General features: G+C 39.8%; 23 protein-coding genes. 12 read left to right on the top strand and 11 right to left on the bottom strand.

The genetic code is table 11. The annotated features are described in order from the left end of the window. The first annotated feature begins 162 nt into the window (after positions 1 to 162). Positions 163 to 1,896, top strand: coding sequence for a hypothetical protein (locus PARA125_RS09310; protein ID WP_213158613.1), 1,734 nt, complete (start codon positions 163 to 165; stop codon positions 1,894 to 1,896). 116 nt (positions 1,897 to 2,012) lie between these two features. On the opposite strand, the gene PARA125_RS09305 is transcribed toward PARA125_RS09310, so the two are convergent. Next, entirely contained in the window at positions 2,013 to 2,564 is a 552-nt protein-coding gene (locus tag PARA125_RS09305) for an F-box protein (RefSeq protein WP_213158612.1), read from the bottom strand. 206 nt (positions 2,565 to 2,770) lie between these two features. On the opposite strand from PARA125_RS09305, the gene PARA125_RS09300 reads away from it, so the two are divergent. After that, complete coding sequence (locus PARA125_RS09300) at positions 2,771 to 3,835, top strand: hypothetical protein (protein WP_213158611.1); 1,065 nt, start codon at positions 2,771 to 2,773, stop codon at positions 3,833 to 3,835. Positions 3,836 to 3,868: 33 nt separating this feature from the next. Here PARA125_RS09300 and PARA125_RS09295 read toward each other — a convergent pair whose 3' ends face one another. From PARA125_RS09295 to PARA125_RS09280, 4 genes are all read right to left on the bottom strand, one after another. Further along, on the bottom strand, positions 3,869 to 4,618 hold the full coding sequence (locus PARA125_RS09295; protein WP_213158610.1) for an adenylate kinase: 750 nt from the start codon (positions 4,616 to 4,618) through the stop codon (positions 3,869 to 3,871). A 978-nt stretch (positions 4,619 to 5,596) separates the two neighbouring features. Then, complete coding sequence (locus tag PARA125_RS09290; protein WP_249274328.1) at positions 5,597 to 5,797, bottom strand: hypothetical protein; 201 nt, start codon at positions 5,795 to 5,797, stop codon at positions 5,597 to 5,599. Positions 5,798 to 5,813: 16 nt separating this feature from the next. Further along, positions 5,814 to 6,344 (bottom strand): tRNA adenosine(34) deaminase TadA, encoded by a 531-nt coding sequence (tadA, locus tag PARA125_RS09285; RefSeq protein ID WP_213158608.1) that lies wholly within the window; start codon positions 6,342 to 6,344, stop codon positions 5,814 to 5,816. A gap of 9 nt (positions 6,345 to 6,353) precedes the next feature. After that, positions 6,354 to 7,034: a hypothetical protein gene (locus tag PARA125_RS09280; protein ID WP_213158607.1), complete on the bottom strand. Its 681-nt coding sequence runs from the start codon at positions 7,032 to 7,034 to the stop codon at positions 6,354 to 6,356. A 420-nt stretch (positions 7,035 to 7,454) separates the two neighbouring features. On the opposite strand from PARA125_RS09280, the gene PARA125_RS09275 reads away from it, so the two are divergent. The 7 genes from PARA125_RS09275 (at position 7,455) to ubiE (ending at position 13,231) form a co-directional block, all read left to right on the top strand. After that, the gene (locus PARA125_RS09275; protein WP_213158606.1) at positions 7,455 to 7,628 is read left to right on the top strand and encodes a hypothetical protein; all 174 of its coding nucleotides are present in this window, start codon (positions 7,455 to 7,457) and stop codon (positions 7,626 to 7,628) included. Positions 7,629 to 7,662: 34 nt separating this feature from the next. Beyond that, positions 7,663 to 7,824: a small basic protein gene (locus tag PARA125_RS09270; protein ID WP_213158605.1), complete on the top strand. Its 162-nt coding sequence runs from the start codon at positions 7,663 to 7,665 to the stop codon at positions 7,822 to 7,824. A gap of 158 nt (positions 7,825 to 7,982) precedes the next feature. After that, positions 7,983 to 8,441, top strand: coding sequence for an rRNA maturation RNase YbeY (gene ybeY, locus PARA125_RS09265; protein WP_213158604.1), 459 nt, complete (start codon positions 7,983 to 7,985; stop codon positions 8,439 to 8,441). A 16-nt stretch (positions 8,442 to 8,457) separates the two neighbouring features. Beyond that, positions 8,458 to 9,813 carry a hemolysin family protein gene (locus PARA125_RS09260; RefSeq protein WP_213158603.1) on the top strand — a complete coding sequence of 452 codons (1,356 nt, stop codon included), beginning with the start codon at positions 8,458 to 8,460 and terminating at the stop codon, positions 9,811 to 9,813. A 426-nt stretch (positions 9,814 to 10,239) separates the two neighbouring features. Then, positions 10,240 to 12,258 (top strand): DUF3604 domain-containing protein, encoded by a 2,019-nt coding sequence (locus PARA125_RS09255; protein WP_213158602.1) that lies wholly within the window; start codon positions 10,240 to 10,242, stop codon positions 12,256 to 12,258. 21 nt (positions 12,259 to 12,279) lie between these two features. Next, on the top strand, positions 12,280 to 12,498 hold the full coding sequence (locus PARA125_RS09250) for a hypothetical protein (protein ID WP_213158601.1): 219 nt from the start codon (positions 12,280 to 12,282) through the stop codon (positions 12,496 to 12,498). Then, positions 12,482 to 13,231, top strand: a complete 750-nt coding sequence (ubiE, locus tag PARA125_RS09245) for a bifunctional demethylmenaquinone methyltransferase/2-methoxy-6-polyprenyl-1,4-benzoquinol methylase UbiE (protein WP_213158600.1) — start codon at positions 12,482 to 12,484, stop codon at positions 13,229 to 13,231. The genes PARA125_RS09250 and ubiE overlap by 17 nt, the downstream gene beginning before the upstream one ends. Before the next feature lie 221 nt (positions 13,232 to 13,452). Here ubiE and PARA125_RS09240 read toward each other — a convergent pair whose 3' ends face one another. Next, a complete protein-coding gene (locus PARA125_RS09240) occupies positions 13,453 to 14,841 on the bottom strand; it encodes a protein kinase family protein (protein ID WP_213158599.1) in 1,389 nt (462 codons plus the stop codon). A 102-nt stretch (positions 14,842 to 14,943) separates the two neighbouring features. Continuing rightward, complete coding sequence (locus PARA125_RS09235; protein ID WP_213158598.1) at positions 14,944 to 16,074, bottom strand: AMP-binding protein; 1,131 nt, start codon at positions 16,072 to 16,074, stop codon at positions 14,944 to 14,946. Between the two features lie 131 nt (positions 16,075 to 16,205). Here PARA125_RS09235 and pyk point away from each other — a divergent pair, with 131 nt between their 5' ends. Continuing rightward, complete coding sequence (gene pyk, locus PARA125_RS09230) at positions 16,206 to 17,975, top strand: pyruvate kinase (RefSeq protein WP_213158597.1); 1,770 nt, start codon at positions 16,206 to 16,208, stop codon at positions 17,973 to 17,975. Between the two features lie 145 nt (positions 17,976 to 18,120). Here pyk and PARA125_RS09225 read toward each other — a convergent pair whose 3' ends face one another. From PARA125_RS09225 to folP, 4 genes are read right to left on the bottom strand one after another with little or no spacing between them, the layout of a single operon-like run. Continuing rightward, positions 18,121 to 18,840 (bottom strand): RsmE family RNA methyltransferase, encoded by a 720-nt coding sequence (locus PARA125_RS09225; protein ID WP_213158596.1) that lies wholly within the window; start codon positions 18,838 to 18,840, stop codon positions 18,121 to 18,123. Between the two features lie 3 nt (positions 18,841 to 18,843). Further along, the gene (locus PARA125_RS09220) at positions 18,844 to 20,091 is read right to left on the bottom strand and encodes a CdaR family protein (RefSeq protein ID WP_213158595.1); all 1,248 of its coding nucleotides are present in this window, start codon (positions 20,089 to 20,091) and stop codon (positions 18,844 to 18,846) included. Then, positions 20,079 to 20,882 carry a diadenylate cyclase CdaA gene (cdaA, locus tag PARA125_RS09215; protein ID WP_213158594.1) on the bottom strand — a complete coding sequence of 268 codons (804 nt, stop codon included), beginning with the start codon at positions 20,880 to 20,882 and terminating at the stop codon, positions 20,079 to 20,081. Before cdaA ends, PARA125_RS09220 begins: the two co-directional genes overlap by 13 nt. Positions 20,883 to 20,897: 15 nt before the next feature. Next, entirely contained in the window at positions 20,898 to 21,689 is a 792-nt protein-coding gene (folP, locus tag PARA125_RS09210; RefSeq protein ID WP_213158593.1) for a dihydropteroate synthase, read from the bottom strand. 1,084 nt (positions 21,690 to 22,773) lie between these two features. On the opposite strand from folP, the gene PARA125_RS09205 reads away from it, so the two are divergent. Continuing rightward, a complete protein-coding gene (locus PARA125_RS09205) occupies positions 22,774 to 24,153 on the top strand; it encodes a cytochrome ubiquinol oxidase subunit I (protein WP_213158592.1) in 1,380 nt (459 codons plus the stop codon). Then, on the top strand, positions 24,146 to 25,174 hold the full coding sequence (cydB, locus tag PARA125_RS09200; RefSeq protein ID WP_213158591.1) for a cytochrome d ubiquinol oxidase subunit II: 1,029 nt from the start codon (positions 24,146 to 24,148) through the stop codon (positions 25,172 to 25,174). The genes PARA125_RS09205 and cydB overlap by 8 nt, the downstream gene beginning before the upstream one ends. Positions 25,175 to 25,219 lie beyond the last annotated feature (45 nt).

Here is a 25,219-nt window from a genome sequence, read left to right as displayed (position 1 = left end):
AAGTGAGTTTATTAATAAAAAAATCAACTCAATTATTTAAATCACCCCTTACTCTCAACTAGCTTGCCGAATAAAAAGGTAGGCAAAAAATATTAACGTCGAGTTATACTGCATTCTGAAACAAACGGTATGCCATCGCATATTCAGAGAGAGGTGAAGAGGATGACAGTTTTAGTCGATACAAAAAAATTCGAAAATTATCTAGACCAAATTCAAACCTATGCCATCCGCCTTAATAAAGAAGAAGGCGCTCTAGAAGAATTATTAAGATACATCGAAGAGCAGCAGGTAGAGTGGACCGAAGACCCTTCTTATCAGGAGTTCTTTAAAGGAGAATATGCCTTTTTTAAACAAGAGTTTGACTTAGCTTTAAAACATTATTTGCAAGCCAGAGCCATTCCTCTTTTCCAATTTTTTTGCTATCGTGCCTCTGCCTTTGTGTCCAAGTCTATTGGAAATCAAGAAAAAGCGATTAGCTTTAGCCGCAAAGCCCTTAAATTTTTTCCAAATGACTATTCTTTGCTTAACCTTCTTAAAGAATTATTGCCTTCCGATTCTCATCGAGAAAGTGTTCAGGAAATCCAGCAGAAACTTCAAACTTTAGAAAATGGAGACTCCTCTGCTTCCCTTTTATCCTCTACAAACGATTTAGCTATCCCTCTTGGTGAGAGAAGGGCACATGAGCTTCACTATATTTTTGAAAGTCATTCGGATACTTCGGAAGATTTATTTTTGGACGAAGAAGAAAAACCTGTGAGATCTTTTGTTATTTCCGAAGGAGATGTTTCCTCCTTCTCTAAAACCTCCTCCCAAAAAGAGACTCCCAATTTGCAAGGAGAGGAGCCTTTGCGTCTTCAAATTCAAAATTACTATGACTTACAAGCGAAGTCTTTAAACGAATATAAGAATCTCTTAAGTAGAAGAAAACAGCTTGAGGATGGTTGTCTAGTTCTTTTGAGCGGAAATACACCACCTCCCTTTCCTTTTTTGGATACTCCACATAGTCAAACATATGGTTCTTATTTGCGTTGGAACGAAAAAGGGATCGCGATTAATCCTGGCGTCCATTTCTTACATCATTTTCATGAACAAGGGTTGCATATTCGCGATATTGATTATGTGATTGTTACCCAAGATCGCCCCCTTTGCTACGCTGGCATCAAGCAAATTTATGACTTAGCCTACAAAGTGAATCGATTAGATACAGAGCCGAAAATCATCCACTACTATTTAAATCAAAAAGCTTATCAAGAACTCTCTCTTATTTTAAAACCCCACTTTAAGCAAGAGCGAAACACGGTTCACAGCCTTGAATTATTTGTGGATTCAACCGACATGGAAAAAATTGAGCTGAATGAAGATATTGTTCTCCACTATTTTCCTGTGGCAAAAGATAAAACCTCTCAGACATTAGGCATTCGATTAGATTTACGACTCTTGGAAGCTCCCTATTCAGAAATCAAATGTGGGTACTACTCAGGAGGCGCCTGGTCTCCATCTTTGGGAAATTTCTTGAAAAATTGCGACGTCATTATTGCTGGATTGGGAAATACGTCTCCTCACGATTATGGTAAACACCGCTATAATGAAAACTCCCTAGGCTATTTTGGCTGCATGACGCTCCTAGATGAAGCACGCCCTTCTTTATTTTTATTTACTGAGCTCGACGGGACTCAAGGAGATATTCGTTTAGAGATCGCTAAAAAAATGCGCGCGGAATGTAAAAACCAAACGGTCATTTTACCTGCAGACTGTAACCTTGCTGTGCATTTGAAAAAACGGCAAATTCAATGCTCTTTAAGCAAAAAATGGGTAGACCCACAAGAAATTCATGTGGTCAAAGCGTCCATGCCGTTTGGTAAACTCTCTTATATCTCTAACCGCCATTTTCTTTAGGGAAGAATGTTTCTGCTATTTGAATTCTCAAATGGCAAAAAATTATTTTTACAACTATTAATTCATCCGGGTTTTAGGAAGTGGATAGGGGGGGATGCCGCCCCCACCTTCGAGGCTTAAAAGAAATGAATCATTTCAGCCAGGCGAATGCAAGTATTTTCTAAGTCTAGCGGATAATTGGCGGTAATTTTTCTTAATTTTCTTCGCTTTTGCACGGTAGTAGAAAACTGGTTAACCGTTGAGGGAGATTCTTTCGGAAGTACTTTCGCAAAAAGGCAAAAATCTTTTCTTCCCCCTTTCTTTTTTGCTGGATGGGGATAGGAGAGGTCTAGATCTATCACCACGCTAAATTCAGGATTAAAAGGAAAAACGCAAACAAACTGCCCTTTTTGGCCCGGCAGGCTTTCTTTTACAAATTTTTCCGCCTGTCTCAAAATTTCATCCTGAGATTGCACAACTCGTTTAATTAAATATTTTTTTAGATCGGTCTCCGCCTCTACATTCATTGCTGGATACACCTTTTTCCACAGGCTATTATCGCTGGCTAATCGATCCCATTCTTTACATACTTGAGAACACATCCCGATTTCAGGTAATTTTAGAAAGCTTAAAATCCGCAAGCTAACCTCTTCTGGAAGATAGGCAAACGGGTCTAATCGTAACATCATCTGTGTTGTCCTCTACTTCTAATTAGAGAAAATTTTATGGAAAAAGTCGATTAATTTTCAAGATTAGGTATCACCTTGCTAAATATAATTCTTTAGCCTTCAATGTATTATGCATGCTTACTATCCAGTTGTCATAAAACCCGTTTTTTTCTTTCCAAACCTACTAAAAAAGGTCTATAAGAAGGCAAAGTATAGGAGGTTTTTTAATGACTTTTGAGAAATCGGAGCAATATATTCAAAACTTGATTGCCTCTACTGAAAACCACTTAACCCAACAAGCGCCCCATTTATCTTCTCAAGAATTAATTTATGCCCTTTCTTTACTAGGAGAAGGAAAAGAAGAGCAGTGGAAACAAAAAACCAGAGCCATCATTAATGGATTGTATAATCGGCAGAGTCTTGAGCAGGCAGGCCAGGCGCTAAATGCTGCACAAGTGCTCGATCTATTACAGCATAGGCAAATGCTTGAAACAAAGGAAGTTTGGAAAATCTCCCCGCTTATGGTAGGAATTCGGCCTTTCATCTTCCGCGAGCTTTTAGCTCAAGCCGCCCCTCAAGAATTGCAGATTCTCAAACAAGAAGGGATGGCTGAGCCTGTCCAGCATCATATTACTCTCTTAACGCAAGATCTTCTTCTTGAGATAGAGGGTCTCTTGAACCAATCATTTTACTTGGAAATGGAAATCTATGCTGTAGAAGCCGCAGCCCTTCCGGACGATATTCAACTTTATCTAGACCGAATCCAAAAAACTTCTCTTCAACTTCATCACTGCTTAAGCTCTTTGAACGCGCTTCTCGAACTCACCTGGAATACCCCGCGCCTTGATTTAATTGAAAAGCTTACTTTTGCTAAAACTTCTGTCCAAAAAGTTTTAAACCAATTGGGGCAACCTGGCGATGAAGCGACTTCTCCCACAGGATTATTTGCTAAAGTCATCCACCTTTTCGAGAATATGTTTAAACCAGAACATTCTTTGATGGGATTGGAGAATTTAGATGAAGAGATTCCTATTCTAGAAGCGTTAACAAAGTTTTCTCTATGGTATGTGGTAGATTATTGGGAACTAGGCCTTTTGCCAAGCATTAAACAACGAGAGCAACTCAATCTCGATCCCGCCGTCTATTCTGAAAAAGAATGCTTGGATTACCGGGAGCAACTCTTAAAAGAAGTCTCACAAAATTTAGCGCAAAAAGGGTTAAAAACCGTCTGCGATCTTAAAAAACATCGTATTTTTTCTAAAAAATCCCTTAGCCATTATTTGCAGAGCTAAAGGCTTTAAAGCTTTTAGCTCTGCATAGGGGCCTTACTGGGCATTTAAAGCATTGACATGGGTCATGAGGTTTGCAAAAACTTGATCAGGCGTCGCCTCTCCATTAATAGAGATTAATGCTTTTCTTTTTTGATAAAATTCCACAAGAGGAGCCGTTTGATCATGATAAACTTTCAATCTTTGTTGAACAACCTGGGGATCATCATCTGCACGGCGCGTGAGCTCCCCCCCACATACGTCGCAAACCCCTTCTTTCTTTGGGGGAGAGAAATGGCGATTAAAAATATGGCTCCCTTTCGTACAAGTTAACCGTCCCTCAGCCCTTTTCACGATTACCTGATCGGGTACCTCTAAGTTAAAGACAACAATACGCTCATTCCCTTTCAATTGCTTCTCAAGTGTTTCGGCCTGGGCAAGCGTGCGCGGGAACCCATCTAATAATACCCCTTTTTGGCTATCCGGTTTGGAAATTCGATCAAATAAGATTTCCATTACCAGCTCGTCGGGCACCAGCTTTCCGGCTCGAATGTACCCCTCTGCCTTTTCTCCTAAGGAGGTCTTTTTCTTGATATGCTCACGTAAAAGTTCCCCTGTAGAAACATGTATCACCTGTAGTTGCTGTGAAAGCTGTACGGCTTGGGTCCCCTTTCCTGAACCTGGAGGGCCTAAAAGAATCCAGATCGTTCTACCTGATTGCACGGATTGTTCTGAAGGTTGTGCAAATACTGAAAGAGAAATGAGAGAGATCATAAGAGAGTAAAATCCTACCAAAAATTTGTTCATAATGGTTGTCCTAAACTTTATACATAAAGGAATAGTTAGGGGTCTTTAGAGATGAATAATTTAAATGATTTATACGAATAAACTCAACACAATCCTTGGGCTCTAAATTCTCGGATGGTCTTCTACGAGTGCTTAGCCTGCCCTTTAATTTTGTACACTAAAATGGCAGCCTTAAATAAGCATGAGTATTCCCTTTAATTAAACTAGATTTAAATTAAATTTTCAAATAAAATATATTACAATTAGCAAAAAAAAGCTTTTAAATATGAGGGTTAATGCGGGCAATATAAAAAAACAAAAAGGTTTCTCAATTATTCCATTTTTTAAGGTGGAAAGATCCCTTACGCTACTTAAAGCTTGATCTCTTTCGTCGTAAGCTCGACTGCAATCGATCCTCTTTCCCATTTCAGCCTTACGGCGGCACGTAAAAAAGCCGTCTTATGCTATAAGGCGATTTTTTTGCCGTTAGGGATTATTTTTTTGTGCTTGCCAATATCACCTTCTTTAAAACTTTAACTTGGTCGTATAGCTTAATTTTTAGCCCCAGCCATTTTTAAAGAATTTATCTGTTCGCTAGCTGGTTTATTCTCTGTGAGTGCTTTTAGTAGGAGCCTTTTCATGCGCCCCGAAAAAGAAGCTATTTTTCATCAACTAACTAAAGCCAAGCAACGCTTAAATGGGGTATATTAAAAAAAGAAGATTGAATTTGGACTTAAACATTTCTTTTCGATAGAAAAAGAGCATTGGCTTCGCTCGATGTCGGTGAAGCAATCTTACCAAGAGGCTTATTAGAAAATTTTAGAGTTTAAAGATGAAGCGCTCTTCCTAGCTGAAAAAATCGCAGTTGCTGCCGATTTAACCGCAGAGCAAAAAGAAAACTTATTCAACCAAATAGCCTTAGAGTTTATCCAGCAAATTGAGCAAGTGATTGAGCCATTTCAAACACTCAAGCCCCCCAAAAATTCTCGAAAAGAGAGCCTAATGAGAGGCCTCTTTTTTTAATGCCGAGAGAGCGATGCGCGCCGATTGCAATCCAGCTAACACCCCCTCTTCATAACGGAAGTAAGGGTTTATTTCCAACGCTGGAAAATCGTTAGGCTGCAGAATATCCTCGCTCGTCAGTCCTTCCACTAGCTGCCTTGCCTGAGCAAGCAAATTCTTTTGCTGGTACTCGATCATTTCATCTAAACATTTTTCAACCTGTTTCCAACTCACCTTGAGAAATCCCATTTACTTTTGTATTTTCTAAGCGACGCATTTGAAAAAATTGTTTCATGAGTGAAGCACAAGGCTCTTTTAAGATACCACTTTTGACCTTGATTTGATGCGTGGGGTGGGGAATGTTCAGCAAATTTACCCAACTCCCATTCGCTCCATGGCGAATGTCAGGAGCTCCCCAAACCAATTCTTCCACCCGAGAAAGCAACATAGCGCCAGCACACATCGCACATGGCTCTATTGTACAATACAGTTTGCATTGGCCTAACCGCCAATTTGATAGGGCAGCTTCCCCTGCTGTGATACACAACACCTCGGCATGGGCTGTCGCATCGCGCAGTAATTCGACTTGATTATAACCTCTGGCAATAACCTTTCCCTGATAGACTAAGACGGCTCCTACAGGAACTTCTTTTGCTTGAAAAGCTTTCCAAGCCTGTTTTAAAGCTTCCAGCATGAACTTCTCGTCTTCATCTTGGGGAATAATGGCAAAAGGAAAAGCTGACATAAAACCTTACTATTCGTTCACTTTGCGCTGTAAAGCTGAGATCTGCTTTTTTAAAGACTCCACATCCTGCAAATACTTTTTTTGCATCCCGCTTAATTTTTTTTCGTACTTATCTTGCATACGAGCCATTTGCTGCTCATAAAAGTCTTTAATCGCTGCAAGCGAACGTTCTTGTTTGTCTAATTCTTGCTGTTTGAGCGCCTGGTCAACATGTTGATCCGCTTTTTTTCTGAGTTCTTCATAAACTCCTTGAGGAAAAACAACAGAATTTAAAATAGAAAAAACATAGGTGCGAAATGCGCCAAATTGAATCAAAGCCTTGCCTAAAATTTCTTGCGATTGTTCAGAAGATAACTCTTCGATCTCTTGAAAATTCGGATTAATTTGAGTGAGCCTGCCTTCAAAAAATTCATAAAGCTCCGAATTGCGCATTAACCACCGATTGGCAATAAATTCCGCGATCTCTTCAGCCCTTTTAGCCTCAACTTCTTCCATCGCTTGCGTATAGGCACTTACAAAATCTTCGACGGTTAATTTATTGAAATTTTTCGACGGAAAGTAACGCTTAAAAAACTCCCAGTCATTTTTAAGATGGTCATTTCTAAGATCTTTTTTTAAAGGCTCAATAATTTGAGGCATCCAATTTTTCAAGATAGCCAATTTTTCTTTATAGGTGGCGTCTTTAAACATAGCTTTTCCTTAATCATATGCGGTTGCAAAAGATAAACTTTAGCAACTCACCCAGCAAAAAGCAAGTAGAGAGATGACAGGTCTATGTGTACCTCCGTTTTACGATCGAGAGACCTATATCTCAAAGAGAAGATACATCTCAAAAAATTGCCTAAACCTATCATTAAGAAGAAAGTAGAGGGAGAGCTTAAAAGAAAGCTTGAAAAAATTGTAAAGGAAAAAACCAGAGGCAACAATTTAGGCGCTCTCTAAGCTGAGAAAGTCGCTTAGATCCTACAAAGCTTTTTTCTGAGCTAGGATGGAAGGGATTCTGGACACCGCAGTTTAATAAAAACCTTGGCGCGATTTAAGAAAGAAAATGCTTGCCTACTTTAGAGAATTGCAGTATAGTAAACGCAGTTTATGTATTAGGAGAAAAAAATGGTTCGAATTAGTAAGCAACAAGAAAGACGCTCTCGTTTTCCTCGAAAGCACAGACCTCCCCAAGAAAAGACAGGTCCCTTAAAAGATCGTTTAACTTTAGGGTATAAAGAACATGCGAATGCTCTTGAAGGAGATGTCGCAAAAACAGCGTTCATTCCTAAAATTAAGTAATTTCTAATTTGAATATTCAACTTTAAGGTTTTTTATGTCTAGACACCCAAGCTTCGGCAGCTCAAGCAAAGTAGCCACTAAGCGTAATGTTTTGAAACGATTTGAAAGAATTGATGTTTTGCGTAAATTAGGCCGCTGGAAAGATGGTGAAAATAAGCGTGTAACAGGTCTTCCCAAAACACTTATTCAACAATAATTTTCATATTTAAGTCTCCGTGATAATTAAGCCCAACTAAGTTGGGTTTAATTTTTTTGCAACCCTCCTTTTTAATTGTACTTTCTCCAACAAAAACTTTGAGAACAATTCTCTCTATAAGATAATATAACCATTTGGTAATCACCTGCGGTAAAAGCGTGAAGATTCGTATCACAGATCGACAAAAGCTCTTAAAACTCCCCAAAACCTCTATCAAAAGAATTGTTCAAGAGGTTATCGGTTTGGAAAAAGTAATATGCCACGAAGTCTCTGTCCACTTCATTTCAGATAATCAAATGCGTGAAATGCACGGCCACTATTTTAATGACCCCACTTCCACCGACTGCATCTCTTTTCCCCTGGATGGTCCCGAAGAAATGCATTATCGGGTTTTAGGAGAGATTTTCGTATGCCCTGAAACCGCTCTTAAATATACCGAGCAGCATGGAGGAGATTCTTATATGGAAACGGTCTTGTATATTATTCACGGGCTTCTGCATCTTATAGGATATGACGATATCAAAAAGTCGGACCGTGACGCCATGCGAGCCGCAGAGAAAAAGCATCTCAACCACCTCGCCACGTTAGGCTTGCTTTCAAACCCCATACCAAACTGATTTCTCAGGAGGAATCTTGTCCATTGCTCTTACATTCACAGTTTCGTTATTTTTTTTAGCCGGAGCTTTTTTTTTAACAGCTTTAAATAGCGCCTTAAGTCGTCTTCACAAAATTAACAGCAAACTCGAAAATTTCCCTTCCTATTTTTTTTACCACCGTTTTCACCAGTACGCTTTCCCGAAACACCATGAGGATGCCTTGTTTTTTGCCATTACAAGCGCTCAAAACTTATGCCGTTTTTGCTACGCCTTTTCTATTTTTCTTTTCCTATTAGAAATTTTCCCCGAACGTTTTCAAGCTCTATTAAAGGGGGAACTTTCTCTCTTTGCCTTAGGAGGAGCGATCATTTTAGCTTTCTTGTTTCTATTTTCCTCCTTTTTAATCGCCGACTATTTCCCCCGCATTTTAGGAACCCGCTTTCCCCAACCCATGTGGCGTCTGGGAGGCTTTATCTCTTCTATTTTTCTTTTTTTAGCTTTTCCTATTTCATCCATTTTTCTGAAATTTTCAGAAAAATTATCACGTACGGTGTATTTTAATCATTTACATGAACCTACTCCTAAAACCAAACAAGAGATCATACAACTTATTGAGGAATCCCAGGTAAGCCCATTACTAGATTTGGATGATAAAAAACTCATTGAATCCGTACTGGGGTTTAAGGAAAGGATTGCCCGTGAAGTGATGGTACCCCGTGTCGATATTTTTAGCCTGTCCGTCGAAACAACCATCAAAGAAGCCATTAAATTATTAGAAAAAGAAGGTTATAGCCGCATTCCCGTTTATCGCAATACAGTAGATAATATTGTAGGGGTTCTCATGTATAAAGATCTGATGGCCAAATACATGGAATACGAACAAAATAATAAAGATCCACAGATTATCGCGGCTCCGATTGAGACCATTCAAAAAAACGTCCTATATTCCCCCGAAACAAAAAAAATTTCAGCCCTTTTGCAAGAATTTCGTAAAAAGCAAGTCCACTTAGCCATTATCGTCGATGAATATGGTGGGACAGAAGGAATTGTGACGATTGAGGATATTTTAGAAGAGATCGTAGGGGATATCGCAGACGAATACGACGATGAAGAAGAACTCTTTATTCCCCAGGCTGATGGGTCCTGGATTATGGACGCGCGCATGAGTATCTTGGACATCGATGAACAATTAGACATCAAAATCCCCCAAGAGAGCGAATATGACACGATTGGCGGCTACATTTTCCATTGCACGGGAGCAATTCCCTCAAAAGGATTTATTATCCATCGAGACCATTTTGAAATCGAAATCCTGCAATCTAACGATCGGTGTGTAGAAAAAGTTAAGTTGCGTCCTATTCCCCATTTCAAAGAAATTTCCTCGCAAGCTTAAAATCCTTTCTTTTTAAGGTGAAAGGGATCCTTATTCCTATGGATGCCTTAAAAGCAATTTTTTGCTGTGCGCTTAGAAACCAGAATTGAAGCGGCAGAAGAAAGCATGAAACGCTTAAAAAAGCGGAAAGAAATAGCCCATGATTTTTTAGCGAGGAAAAAGCCTCTGTCTACAAGCCGGCAAAGAAATGCGAGTTGCCGTTCTTCCGAACATCCTCGATAAGAGTGTTCTTTTAAATTTAGCAAGAGATTGGACTGAACGAATCGAAAAAGAGCTCCCTTGTACCCCTGATTTGCGATAAAGGGTTATCGAATATGCAACTTAGAAAGTTTTTTAATTTTTCTCCGAAGCGATTCTTGTCCCTTGAAAAAGAAACAAAAATAAGGCAAACTGCTGACTCACTCATTTATACTGGAGTTCCCGGACATGCGTCGATCTATTTGTTATTGCGACCCTCATCATGCTTATGCTGGGGAGGTCAACACTTGGAAATTTATTTATACAACTGCTGTTGCGTTGCCAAAAAAAACCCGTCTTAAATTTGATTTGATGAGCGAAGGACGAGACATTGATTGGGAAATCCCTTCAGCTAATTTGAAGAAAGGAAAAAATGTTATCTATGCAGAGCTGGAAAATGGAAAGCTCTTGACAGCTATTGAAATCGAAATTCCCGAAAGGTTTGCCCCGCAGTTTGAATTTACACTTCCAGACAAGGTTGAAGCTGGCTCAACCATTACATTTATTGTAGGAGCACCCAAATTAGATGACGACTCTCGTTACAAAAAAGGAACGCGCGCGCAAACGACAGCCCAAAGACGACGTTCTTTCCTCCTGTATGTTGATCCGAGTGGTAAAGGCCATTACGAAGATCCAGAAGTGTTTTCCCTGGATATTCGAGGGAATGCTTTAAGTACTCTAAAAGTCATTACGCCTTCTTTCGTCACGCGCAACAAACGTTTTGATGTTATCGTCCGTTTTGAAGACCAATTTGGGAATTTAACCAGCAATGCCCCCGAAGATACCCTCATCGAGCTTTCTTATGAACAGCTGCGGGAAAACCTTACCTGGAAGCTTTTCGTACCAGAAACCGGTTTTATTACCTTGCCTAATCTCTATTTCAACGAACCTGGAATTTATACCATCCAGCTTTTGAATACAAAAACCAACCAAGTGTTTAAATCTTCTCCGATTAAATGCTTTTCTGAAAGCAGCCAAAGCCTTTTTTGGGGTTTATTGCATGGAGAATCAGAGAGAATTGACTCCACTGAAAATATTGAGAACTGCCTACGCCATATCCGGGACGAAAAAGCTTTTAACTTTTTTGGAACATCCTGTTTTGAAAATATTGAAGAAACTTCTAATGAAGTATGGAAATTAATTACGCAAAATATTGCCGAATTTGATGAAACCGACCGCTTTACCACATTTTTGGGCTTCCAATGGCAAGGAGAACCTACCGAAGAAGGGATCAGGCAAATCGTTTATGCAAAAGAAGGCAAGCAAATTTTGCGTAAAAAGGATACTAAGTATAATTCTTTGAAAAAAATTTATAAAAGCTTTTCTCCTAAGGAACTGATCTCTATTCCCTGCTTCACAATGGCAAAAGGGTTTGATTTTAATTTTAAAGAGTTTGATCCTGAATTTGAACGAGTGGTGGAAATATACAATGCCTGGGGATCTTCAGAATGTACAAAGAAAGAAGGCAATCCTCGCCCCATCCAAGCCCAAGGAAAAGCGGGCGTGCAAGAAACAGCAGAGGGCTCTATCCAAAAAGCCTTGCAAAATAACCATCGTTTCGGATTTGTGGCAGGTGGATTAGATGATCGCGGCATTTATGCAGAGTTTTTCCGAGGCGACCAAACCCAATACTCACCCGGTTTAACAGGAATTATCGCTCCAGAACACTCCCGAAATGCATTGATGGAAGCTTTATATAAACGCTCTTGTTATGCGACTACAGGTGAAAGAATTATTGTAGGTCTCTATCTGGCCGGCATGCCGATGGGTAGTGAAATGGACACTTCTGAAAAACATGGATTGGTTGTTAACCGGCACATTTCAGGTTATGTAGCAGGCACTGCGCCTTTAAAATCTGTAGAAATCATTCGAAATGGGACTGTCATTCACACCTTAAAATCAAATACTTACTTTTTGAATTTCACGTATGATGATATGGCTTCTTTAAGTAAGGTGTGCATCACTCCTAAAGATAAGAAACCCCCATTCGTTTACTACTATCTACGCGTTATCCAAGAAGATGGGAATATCGCTTGGAGTTCTCCCATTTGGGTTGATCTTGTGCCCTTAAAACCTTCCCCTAAGAAAAATTCAAAAGTACAGGCTAAGCCTACCAAAAAAATGGCTGTCATTGAGGATGATTTAAATGAGGAAGAAGGCGACGAGGACTTTGATAGCTATGAGGACGAGGATGAGCAGGAAGAATAAGAGGATAAATAGGAGAAATGGATGCCTGATTTTACTATCACTTTAATTATCGCTTTTTTGGCAATCATGGTGGCCCTTCTCTTATTAGGGCTTGGATGGCTTTTGACGGGGAAACCTAAAATAAAACCGGGATCTTGCGGGAGAGCTCCTATTCGAAAAAAAGATAGTGAATGTGGCGACCAATTCAGCTGCAATCTTTGTGACAAAAAAGATGAGAAAAAAAATGAGCAAATATACTAAAGATAACCCTACAAGCATTCAAAAAATGTTTGGGAGCATTGCTCAAAACTATGACAAGACAAATGCCATTCTCTCTTTTCAAATGCATAAAAAATGGAATCAAGAGTTAGTGCGGCATGTGCGTAGGGATGATGAATCGGAGGTTTTTCTCGACCTTTGCTGCGGGACAGGTGACATTGCCTTTACCTACTTAGCCCAATCTAAAAAAATGAGGAAAGTTTATCTTCTCGATTTTTGCCAAGAAATGTTAGAGTGCGCAAAAGAAAAATCGTTGCAAAAAGGATTTGAGCGTTACCCCATCTCTTATCTACAAGCAGATGCCAAAAAAATCCCCTTAGAAGCTAAAACCGTGTCTTTGGCCACCCTAGCCTATGGAATTCGAAATATCCAAAATCCTCAAGAGTGTTTTCGTGAGGTATATCGGGTTCTCGTACCAGGAGGAAGATTTGGAATTTTAGAACTCACCAGACCTCAAAATCGTTTATTGCGTTTTGGCCATCAAATCTATCTTAAAACAATTCTTCCTCTGCTGGGAAAATGGTTAACAAATAATAAAGCAGCCTATCAGTATCTTTGCTCTAGCATTCACACTTTTGTCCCACCTAGCGAGATTTCACGCATGCTTCAAGAAGAAGGCTTCCAGCAGATTACTTTAACTCCCCTATTTGGTGGTGTGGCGACTTTATTTATCTGCCAAAAACCCCTTCTTCAGGTTGAGAATCAATCGCCTTAAATAATTAACCTCTTAACCCAAAACTTTGCACTTCTCTTAAGTCGCTTTTAATTTCGCGGATAGATTATTAAGCAAAATTTGGATGTTTTGCGGGAAGTTTTAAAGATTTTGGCAGGAAGAGCAAGTTTTTTCCCCTTCGCAGCTCACTATTTTCCAGGAAAAACAGGAGGCGGCCAGTTTAATTAAAAATGGCAGAAGGTCACAAGAAGCCTCCCGCCAACTTATTTAGTTTTTGTACCTTTTAAGAGAGCATTAATTGTGGAAGCAGTGCGATAATAAGCAAGCTTTTTCGGAGTCAAGGCTTTCCGCTCAGGATCAGACAGGAAATAAAGAACCTTCGCTCTTTTTTTTAAAAGCTTTATCATTTTTTCGCTGAGAAAGCCGGGAAGGTTATCATCGATGGAGGAAATTAATTGTTCGACTTTTAGGGGAGTTAACCGATAACGGATCTCGCTTAAAAGCTTTGGATCGTAATCATACTCAGCAATCGGAAAACGGCGCCATTTATATTGGTTCCTAGCGGCCACTTTAATGAGCCAGATGTTTTTTTCCGGAAAACTATGGGCATTATCAATCGCTTTTATATCGTGAATTTTTCCTTCTTCATTTACTTTAATCAACCAATTATCATCATGTCGATCAAAATTTCCAATCAAGAAATCACACAAAGTCATTTCTTGAAACTGCCGCCACCCTTGCTCGGTAAAATTAGCTTTATCGTTAAACAAATATTTAACCTTTCTAGCTTCTTGATACCCATCCAAAAAACGTTGCATGGTACCTGTTTTCTTCCCAAGCTTTACAACCCTTGCCCCAGGAACGACTTGAAAACCCAAAAACTGTGAAATCTCAAAAGCTGCGGCTTCAGATTTTGATTGAGCAAGTTTTTTAGTATTTAAATAAAAAAGTTGTCCAAAGAACAGCTGTTTAAATGTATTTTTTAAGCGAATTATCCACGAGGTTTCTTTGTTACTCAGCTTAAAAACTCCAATTTTCTTAAAAGCGGGTTTTCCCTCGCTTCCTTTCTGCATAGAGACCCACTCAACGAAATAAGAGCCTGTCTTCCCTTTATTAGCCGCCGTGATGAGGCCCAATTTTGCTGCTAATTTTGCTTTTTCAATCTGCCTTGTTAGCTTTTGCGATTCTTTTTCTGCCTCTGGAATGCTATCCTTGTTTTTGCGCAGCTCCTTCAATCTGGAATTTAAAAACCCTTGTAATTCCTTGTTCGCTAATAATAAGCGCAAATCTGTATTTTGCCTCAGAAAAGGATGTAACCGCTTTTCAAATATCTTGCGCATATTGTTTTCAAATTGGCGAATACGCTTAATCTCTTTTCTGGAATAGACATTGATTAATTCTTCATCGCTTAATGGTCTTTCTTCGTTCTCTTTTTGCCAAATTTCGATGGTAGAAATGCAATCTTTCACCACTTTTTTAATTCGTCTATTAACTTCTTCATTTGTTTTTGCATCGGAAAATCTCCATAAAAATTTTGACTTAGCTAAATGCCCACTTTTTGTCAAAATAAAATGGGAAGCTTTTAAATTTAAAAGCGCCTTAAAGTCTTCAGAGCTATTTAAGTGATTTATTTTAGAGGTTATCCCGCTCATCCCGCTATTATCCTTCCAAATTACAAGTATGTACGCGCTTTACCAATTTTCCGTGTAAACTTTTTTATAAATAAACAATAGAATTAATTTTTGTTAATCTTTTTACCCAAGGATTTCTAAAAGCGCGTTCCGCAGCAGCTTCCCTATTGGAGATCGAGGAAAGGTCTTTACGCGATGAACTTTCCGGATTTTTTCATAGGGCAACACCGCCTGATTAAATCCCTCTGTCAGATATTCCACCTGGCGAGAATCTAGCTCGGCAACCAGATGTATCACGTATCCTAATCGCTCGTCTGGATAAGGGATTAAAACCGCGTCTGAACTGAATTGAAGGTGCATTTTGGTTTGCTCTAAAATTTTTTCTAAATTTCCAAAATTAACACTTTCTCCCCCAATTTTAAAGAAATTTTGGTCTCTCCCAAGCACCTCTAAGGCTTGATTATCATTATCAATCCTGCCCCGATCTTCAGTCCGAAAAATTCCCTCAATTTTGGGATCGACAAGTTTTATGCTTTGGTGGCTCGACTCAAGATAAAATGTAAGTAGGGATGGGCTCTTCAAAGCAATCATTTCTCTATCAACCGAAACTTCCACATGGGATAAAATAGAAAGAGAGGGGTAATGGTTTTTTTTTAAGCTACTTAAACTGGCAGTCGCAACTTGAGAAGCACATTCAGTCAACCCATAACTAGGCAAAACGTTCCAACCCAATGCGCGCGCTTCTTCATATAAAAACTCATTCAATCTTCCTCCTCCTACCACAATAGCTCGTAAACTTGGAGGTGAAGAAAGCCTATGGGTAACTAAATCAAATAGTTGCGTAGGAACTAACGAAGTTAACGTCCCTTCGTGCTGAGTGGCAAATTCCCAAAAAGCATGCGGATTCCATTTTTCTCTAAACGCATAAACAGTAGAGTTTGAAAGAAAGCTTCGAGCCCAAATCCCTAGCCCACCTACATGAAAATCGGGTAAAGGATGTATCCAACGATCTATCTTGCTGCATTCCAGATGCTTATTAACAGCCTGAGCTGAAACCAATATCCCCTCTTTTGAAAGCAAAGCCATTTTAGGAAAGGTATTAGCCTCAGCTGTGGAGCCAGAAGTCGCCACACACACATGGCTATCTAAATTAAAACAACTCTGAAGAGCTTCAGCAATTTTCTCGTGTACCTGCTTAGGGTAGTGGGGATTTATGAGAATTTCATTTTTTGGAGAAAGCCAATCAACCTGCATATTTTATCAGCAAAAATTTTTATATTAAATCGCTTATCTATCATGATGGACTTTCAGTTTAGAATCAAGAAGTGTATTGGATTTTTTGCTTTGCTTCTGTTAATTTAGGGATATACACCCGGAGCACACCCATGATTACGAAGACTAAGGTCATTTGTACAATAGGACCTTCTGTTAATTCCTTAGAAAAAATACAAGCTCTCATGCAAGCAGGCATGAATGTCGCTCGCTTAAATTTTAGCCACCAAACGCATAAAGAGCATTTAGAAACGATTCAGCTACTTAAACAGGCGCGCAAAAATCTGGATACTCCTCTTGCGATCATGTTGGATACAAAAGGCCCCGAAATTAGGCTTGGACGTATTAAAGATCAAGAACAATTTTTAAAAACAGGTCAAAGATGGCTACTTGTTAAAGAACCTATTGAGGGAGACATTAATCAAGTCTCTATCACTCCGCCCGAAATCATCGATCAATTGGCAGTCGGAATGCAAGTCCTGTTTGACGATGGCTACATCTCCTCTCAGGTTGTAGAAGTGACTCCAAACGGTGTGGTAGTGGAAATTTTTAACGGAGGGCTTATCCATTCTGGCAAAGGAATGAATGTTCCTAATACCTCTCTCAATCTTCCTGCTTTAACCGACCATGATATTGCCGACATCCGCTTTGGTTGCCAACAAGATATCGATATCATAGCCGCCTCTTTTATTCGCTCCGCTGACCATGTTTTAACCATTAAAAGGTTGTTAGAAGAAGAAAAAAAGTCCTCTATCCTAGTTATTGCCAAAATTGAAAATAGCGAGGGAGTCCAAAATTTCGACAGCATTGTCAAAGTTGCTGATGGAATTATGATTGCACGCGGGGATCTAGGCGTTGAAGTCCCCTTAAGTCAAGTCCCTAGGCTGCAAAAAATGATGATCCGCAAATGCTATATTGCCGGAAAACCGTCTGTCACGGCTACCCAAATGCTCGAATCTATGATTCACAATCCCCGCCCCACACGGGCAGAAGTCTCAGATGTGGCAAATGCCATTTATGATAGCACATCGGCTGTCATGCTATCGGGTGAAACAGCGATTGGGCATTATCCTATAGAGGCTGTGGCCATGATGAAAGAGATCATTAAAGAAACGGAAGAAGATTTTGACTACTATCGCCATTTTCATCAGCAAACGCCGTATATTAGCAACGATGTTCCCGCTGCCGTTTCTGTAGCCACAGTAAAAATTTCTCATAATGCCAATGCCAAAGCTATCTTTACCTTTACAAATAGCGGAGGTACGGCAAGACTTTTATCTCGTTTGCGTCCTCCTATGCCAATCATCGCCTTAACTCCCAATGAAAAATGTTATCACCAAATGGCTCTTAACTGGGGAGTGATTCCGTGCAAGGAAATCGAACATGTCCAAAACATTCAAGACGCTTTTAAACAAATTAGCGCCTTCGCGTTAGAGAAAAACCATGTTAATCATGGAGACCTTGTTCTCGTTACAGCGGGGTCTCCTTTTGGATTTACGGGCACTACAAACATGATGATTGTGGAAAGCATTGGAGATGTCTTAGTGCGAGGAATCATTGGGTTTGGCCATCGCGTACATGGAAACGTATGCTTTGCTTTAACAAGCGACTCTAAACAGGCTTACGAAGTCAAAGACAAGTTGCTGGTCATCACGAGCTGTGACGAATCCTATATTCCTTTAATCAAAGAATCGCTAGGGGTCATCTTGGAGAATTTTCCCGACAATGAGGTTTCTGAAGAATTCCTTAAAAAAATCATGGAATCGCTTCACAAACCTTATCTTTGTCAAGCCGCCCATGCCACGCGGATTTTAAAAGAAGGGGGAATGGTTACATTGGATCCGGAAAAGAAAATTATCTACAAAGGAATCGTTTTAAATTGAGAAAATTCCCTTTTCTGTGAAAAAAGTTTTTATCCTTTATTTTAACTGATTGTAGGAAAAGAGAGCCCCTTCTCACTCGAAGACGTCCTCTTTCTCGACTGTTTAAGAAGCCGCAATCCCGAAAATAGGATACGTTCTTCATGCTTTAAAGTCGTTGCTGACTAATTGCACAAAGAGCAGCAATAGCGGCAGTATCTGTCCTTAAGACGTGGGGATGAAGTTTTACCCCTTCCACATTCAATGCTTGAAGCATTTTCTCTTCTTCTTCACTGAAACCACTTTCTGGCCCAATGAAAAAAATAATTCCCTTTTGAAAACGCTCCTCTCTAAGTTTTTCAATCCCCGACGGGGCATCTGGATGAATGTCTCCAAAAAGGGCGGGGAAGGGAAGCTTTTTTTCCCATTTATCAAGAGAAGGCTTAAGATGAAGAGAGGGCAAATAAAAACTCCCGCATTGTTTTAAAGCAGCGATCGTCAGAGCTTGCATTCGATCGATTTGATGCTCCGTAAGCTGCTTTCGCTCCCCACGCTGAGAAGGAAATAGCCAGAATTGAGTCATCCCCAATTCAGTCCCCTTTTCAATAATAAAATCAAGGCGATTAATTTTAGGAATAGCTTGAGCAAGAATCACTTCAAATGAAGGCTTTCCATATTGAATTGCTTCTTGGACCACAAAAACCGCTCTCTTTTTTTCCAATCTTTCTAAGAGAGCATGTCCAAACCAACCTGTTCCATTCACAATTTCCACTGTTTGTCCAACCTGGGTGCGCATCACATGAGCAAGATGATGGAATTCTTGTCCTTCCATAGAGAGTTGCATTCCTTGCTTAAAAGGCTGAGGAATATAGTATCTCTGGGCAGGCACTTCTTACTTTCCTATTTGGATTTTAATTTGACGATCGTCTAAACGGCTATCAAGTGCCAATTTGCGATCCGGGGTCACATAAAGGGCTAATCTTTGCGCATATTCTCTAAACCGTTTTCTGAGTAACGCTTCCTGCTTTTTTGAAGAAAGGGGGGAGACATTTTTATCTCCTGAAAGACCGCTGATAGAATAAGCAACATACGTGTCTTCTAGTGCATGCTCATCAATAATTTCCACGCTCCATTGCAAAACCTCTCGCTCTTCCTTAGGAGCAGCTATAACCACAATCTGCAAATTATCGCGAATAATATCTAGGAATAAACGGCTCACATCCTTTACATAAAGTGGGACAGAAAAAATTGAAATCCCATTTTTTTCTAGGATGGGGCCCTGAAAAGATAAAAAATAAGTTTGCGGGTTAATCTCAGCGCTATGCTTAAACGGATAGAAAATCTGTACAGGAAGTTCTTGCTTTAAAGGCAAGAGCTTTTTTCTTAAAAAATCGATCCTCAAATTGGCCGCCTCAGGATCGTTAATCTCCTCCGTGTCATATTGACGAAAAGGGATGGCAACCTGTTTCCATTTTTCAGGCACGGCAAAACTGATTTCATCGTCATAAGTATGCGAGGGGTCATTACTTAACTTGTCTAAATCAGCCGTTGTAATTTTATCAAGTTTGAATGTCAGCTTTAATCCTTTATTTTTTAAACGTTCAATTTCCTCTCTTGGCCCGCTTAAGGTATGCATGAGCCTTTGTGGCCATACGTCTAAATATTCATACCCTTCGGGAGGATTACCCACGGGAGTCATAACCAAAATGGGAACTTTTGCGGTGACTAATTTTGTCAATTTAATCACAAACTCCGAGTGATCGACCGAAGTAATGTGTTGTAAAAGATTAATAGCCGGATTCAAACTCACTAAGTTTTTTTTAGAAACACGCACTACCCAGTCGTCACTGTCCGCTGTGGAAGCGTCTAAAAGAACTTGAACATCTCCTGATTCAAGGTCTTGAATCATATCTTTGGGCCCAGTTAAGGTGAGGGTCATCCTCCTTTCCAAGATACCATTGGAGAGCAATCCCAACACGGTTTTATCAGGGGCTAAGTTGACAATTTTAACGGGCACATTGGGGATTGTTTTAGTTTCAAGGATAGAATGATTGACGAAAACCCAAATAATAATGGCAGAAATCACTGCAACAGCTTTCCGTCCCCAGTTATGAAAAAAAAAGTCTTTTACTGATTCCATTGTTTAAGCTGTCCTATCAAATCAAAACCTGATTCTACTTTAGTTTTAGGAGGAGTAAACACACTGCGAATGATCCCTTTAAAACGGTCCATTTTAACTCCACGCGTCATAATGCCTTCACGAGCAATCGAGACTTTTCCGGTCTCTTCAGAGACAACAATGATAAGGGCATCTGTAATTTGGCTAATTCCGAGACCCGCACGATGTCTTGTTCCCATGGATTTGGAAAGCTGTAAACTATCATCTGCTAAAGGTAAAATAGTAGCCGCAGACAAAATTGACATTCCACGAATAATCACTGCACCGTCATGCAAAGGGGTAGTTGTCGTAAAAATTGATTCAAGCAATTCTGGAGAGAACCGTGCATTTAAAATAACAGCTTTATTCGCAAATTCGTCTAAGGAATCTTGATTTTCAAATAACACAAGGGCGCCAATCCTTCTTTCCGATAAACGGTAAATAGTTTGAGCTATACTATCAAGAAACTTGTCAAATTCAGTCATTTCGCGGTATTTTTTCCCTTTCACACTCATTTTGGACAATGCTAAGCGAAGCTCAGGCTGAAAAATAATTAACACCGCAATCACAGCCACATTGATAAAATACAACATGAGCTTTTGTACCACGGGAAAATCAAGCCATTTGGCTCCCCCATAAACAGCAACAAAGGCGAGCAGGCCTAAAATCAGATCCATCGCCCGCGTATTCCAGAAAAAAGACAGGAGGCTATAGACCATTACAGCGATAATGATGATTTCCAATCCTGGAATCATAAAGTGAAATACATTCATCTAACCTGACCTCGTTTAAGCAAATCTCTCCATGAGATCTATGATTCCACGATGTTCCCTTACATCATGCACACGAATGATATCGACTCCCTGCTGTAAACCTATGACATGGACAGCAAGGGTCTCCGGCAAAACGTCTGCAGAAGTTTTATTCACGATTTTAGAAAGAAAAGACTTGCGTGATGCTCCCAACAAAACACGAAAACCCATCGACTTGAACAAGGATAGATTTTGTATAATTTGAAGATTATCATCAACCGTTTTTCCAAACCCAATGCCTGGATCTAGAATGATCCGATTTTCTTTTATCCCCTTTTTTTTTAAGGTATTTACTCGATTCTCAAACCAATGCATCAAATGAGCAACCACGCCTTCCGGATAAGAAGGATTATTTTGCATTGTTCTGGGCTCCCCTTGCATATGCATCACACAGATATCCACATCGTATGCTGCGGCAATTTCTTGCATAGAAGGAAGGCTAAAACCTCCTACATCATTAATTAACGAAGCCCCTGCTTCAATTGCAGCAGCGGCGACCCCTGGTTTCATGGTGTCAACCGACACTACGCAGGTTGTTTGGGTACAAAGCTTTTTTATAACAGGAATCACGCGCGCTAATTCTTCTGCTTCAGGCACAGCAAAAGATCCGGGCCGTGTGGATTCTCCCCCAATATCTAGAATATCAGCGCCCTCCTTTATCATTTGCAGGCCCCGCGTCACAGCCGTCTCCGGATCATTATACCGCCCGCCATCGTAAAATGAGTCGGGAGTGACGTTCAAAATTCCCATTAATTTAGCTTTAGACATTTGAAATCAACCTTAATTCCTTTATTACTTCAGTTTTATTTTTACAATTTATTTAGTGGCAAATTGATTGAATTAGTTCCTAGTTTAATAGGTAAGCAACCGTCTAATATTCATCACTCAGCAAAAAAATTTGAAAAAAATCCGAGCCGCTGAAAGGATACAATCGATTAAGCCTTTTAAATTTTTTCTACAAACCTAAGGCTTGCGCACATCCAACCTAATTTAAAAGAAGAAATATAAGGTCGTTTAAAGTCTATTTTGCTAAGCAAGGCTCCTCGTAAGAGGATAATGCAAAAAAGGAGATTAACGAGCACTCAAAATTTTCCCCATCGCTTGCTATGAATGAATAATATGCATAATCGCTCCTTTCCTGCTCGTTAAAATTCTTAAGATCTTCCACGTTTTCTCGTTTCGATGAACGGCAAGCTTTCAAAAAACTAAGCTCTCTCCTTAATAGCTTGTATGAAGGGAAATCAATCTGCTCTTTAGCGGTTAACTTTAAATAGCTTTTGGTGCAAACGGCTCATCTCTTATCCCTTCGATAAAATGCTCGGCAATGGTTTGTTTTTTCAAAGGGAATCTTTTTTGATAAAAAAGGCTAGGTAGAAGAACTTGTGAGATCACCTTTTGCTAATCCTCTTTCAATTAGACCTTCCAAACATCCAAGATCTATCGAAGAAACTGTTTTGTTTGCAATATCTTCTTCTAGAAGAAGGATAGACTGCAAATGGGAGAGGAAAGATCTAAAAAGAAGGCATGAACCTCCCCTCCTTATTAAAATGCTATCTCTCTTATTCATTGCTCCATCGGCAAATGAAGTTTTTTTTCAAGTCGAAAGGGCTAAGAGTATTTGATTAGAATGTTTTGCCTAAAAGCCTCTTCTATTAAGTTTCTTAAGGCATTTTTTGCTAATCCTTGTTTTAACAAGTAGGGGTCGACAGCATATTCACCACCATTTAAATGCCTCTTCTTACTTTGCCTATTCACCCACTACATTAATTAAAATAAAAAAGCATCTTCCTAAAAAAATCCTAAATTCTTTAGATTGCTTTCTTTAGCCTTCTGATTGAGGAGATCGCATCCAATGGACGTTGAAATACTCGCCCGCTTTCAATTTGCCCTTACTATCATGTTTCACTACATTTATCCTCCCCTAAGTATAGGTTTAGGATTATTTTTAGTTTGTGCGGAAAGCGCTTACCTAAGAACAAAGAATCCTATTTATCTCCAAATAGGGAAGTACTGGACACGTATTTTTGCTTTGACATTTGCAATTGGCGTAGCTACCGGAATTGTGATGGAATTTGAATTTGGCACAAATTGGGCGACTTACTCTCGGTACGTAGGAGATGTATTTGGAAGTGCTCTTGCTGCAGAAGGTGTCTTCGCTTTCTTTCTCGAGTCTGGTTTCCTAGCAATCATGCTTTTTGGGTGGAATCGTGTGAAACCCAAGACACACTTCTTTTCCACTCTTATGGTTTGCTTAGGAGCTCATTTCAGCGCTGTTTGGATTGTGGTAGCCAATTCATGGATGCAAACGCCGGCAGGTTATCACATTGTAGGTGATGGGCTAAACGCTCGCGCTGAAATTATCGACTTTTGGGCCATGGTTTTTAATCCATCCTCTATGCATCGGCTCTCTCACACTCTTGTGGGGGCATGGTTGGCAGGCATGTTTTTGGTCATCAGTGTTTCGGCTTATTATCTTTTGAAGAAAAAACACCTAGATTTTGCTCGCTGTTCCCTTAAAATTGCGTTAAGCATTGCTTTTGTTTCCTTAATCCTACAGTTTATCTTAGGTGACATGAGTGCTAGAGGCGTTGCACACAACCAACCCGCCAAACTTGCTGCTTTTGAGGGACTTTTTGAGACTAAAAGCGAAGTTCCCCTAACCCTTTTTGGCATAGTGAATCCAAAGGAGAGACGGGTTGATTATCAAATTGCGATTCCAAAGCTCTTAAGCTATCTTTCTTTTAAAGATTCTACAGCTATAATTCAAGGATTAGATAAAGTCCCCGAAAAAGATTGGCCCCATGTCTCGATTGTCTTTCAAGTTTACCGCTTGATGATTGCAATGTGGGGATGCATGTTTTTTTTAAGTGGTGTGGCTATTTATCTGTGGTGGAAAGGAACCTTGTTTACCAACAAGTGGGTGCTACGTTCCATGGTGGTATCGGTCCTCTTTCCTCAACTTGCCAATGAAGCGGGTTGGGTGGCTGCCGAAATGGGAAGGTATCCATGGATTGTGCAAGGCTTACTTCGTATATCAGAAGGGCTTTCCAAATCCGTTACAGCCAATCAAGTTCTCGGATCTATTATCATGTTTTCGATTGTGTATCTATTTTTATTTATTTTGTTTATTTATTTACTCAATGAAAAAATCAAGCATGGCCCCATAGAAGAAGATCTCGCAAGTCCTTATCATCATCTTCAGGCCTACGTAAAGGAGCTGCAACATGATTAATGCCTCTTCCCTTGAATTTGTTTGGTTTACCGTTTTTGTCACCCTGGTTACAGGCTATGCAATTTTAGATGGCTTTGATTTAGGGGTAGGGATGCTACACTTGTTTTCCAAAAAGGATGAAGAGCGGCGCTTGATGCTCAACTCAATCGGTCCTGTTTGGGATGGCAACGAGGTTTGGCTGGTCACAGCTGGAGGAGCCCTATTTGCAGGCTTTCCAGACATCTATGCAACGTTGTGTTCTGCTTTTTACGTTCCCCTCATGATTCTTTTGGGAGGGCTTATTTTTCGAGCCGTGGCGATTGAATTTCGTAGTAAACGTCCAATGGCCTGGTGGCGATGGATGTGGGATGTGTTATTTAGTTTTGCAAGTTTAGTTATTGCAGGGACATTGGGCATTGTTTTGGGAAACCTGATTAGGGGGATTCCACTCGATCATCAAAAAGAGTTTACAGGAGATCTCTCTTCTCTTCTTCATCCTTATACGCTTTTAATTGGAATAATGGCCATCGCCTTGTTCTGTATGCATGGCGGCATTTTTATTTTGATGAAAACAGAAGGAGAACTTCACGATAAAATCCGTGCTTGGATTAATCCATGCATTATTTTTTTCATCATCACCTATGCTTTGGTGACCATGGCTACGCTCATCTATATGCCACATATGACTAGAACAATCCAAGAACGACCTATTTTCTTTTTACTTGCTGTAGGAAATATGTTAGCCATTGCAAATATTCCTCGGGAGATTAATCAAGGGAAAGATGGGTTAGCGTTTGTTTCCTCATGCTTTAATATTATTTTTTTGATGTTATTATACGCTGTAGGCACTTATCCAGATGTTATTCGCTCTATTAATGATCCAAGCCTTAGTTTGACGATTTATAACTCAGCTTCCTCTGAAAAAACTTTAGGCATTTTGATCCTAATTGCCCTGATTGGAATTCCACTAGTTTTGGCGTATACCATCGCCATTTATTGGATCTTCCATGGGAAAGTAAAATTGGACTCAACGAGCTACTAAACTAAACTTTAGGTTGCCTCCCAATAACCATACACTTTTTCAAGC

This window comes from Parachlamydia sp. AcF125, assembly GCF_018342475.1.
Classification (GTDB): domain Bacteria; phylum Chlamydiota; class Chlamydiia; order Chlamydiales; family Parachlamydiaceae; genus Parachlamydia.
This window is presented reverse-complemented; position numbering and strand designations above follow the sequence as displayed.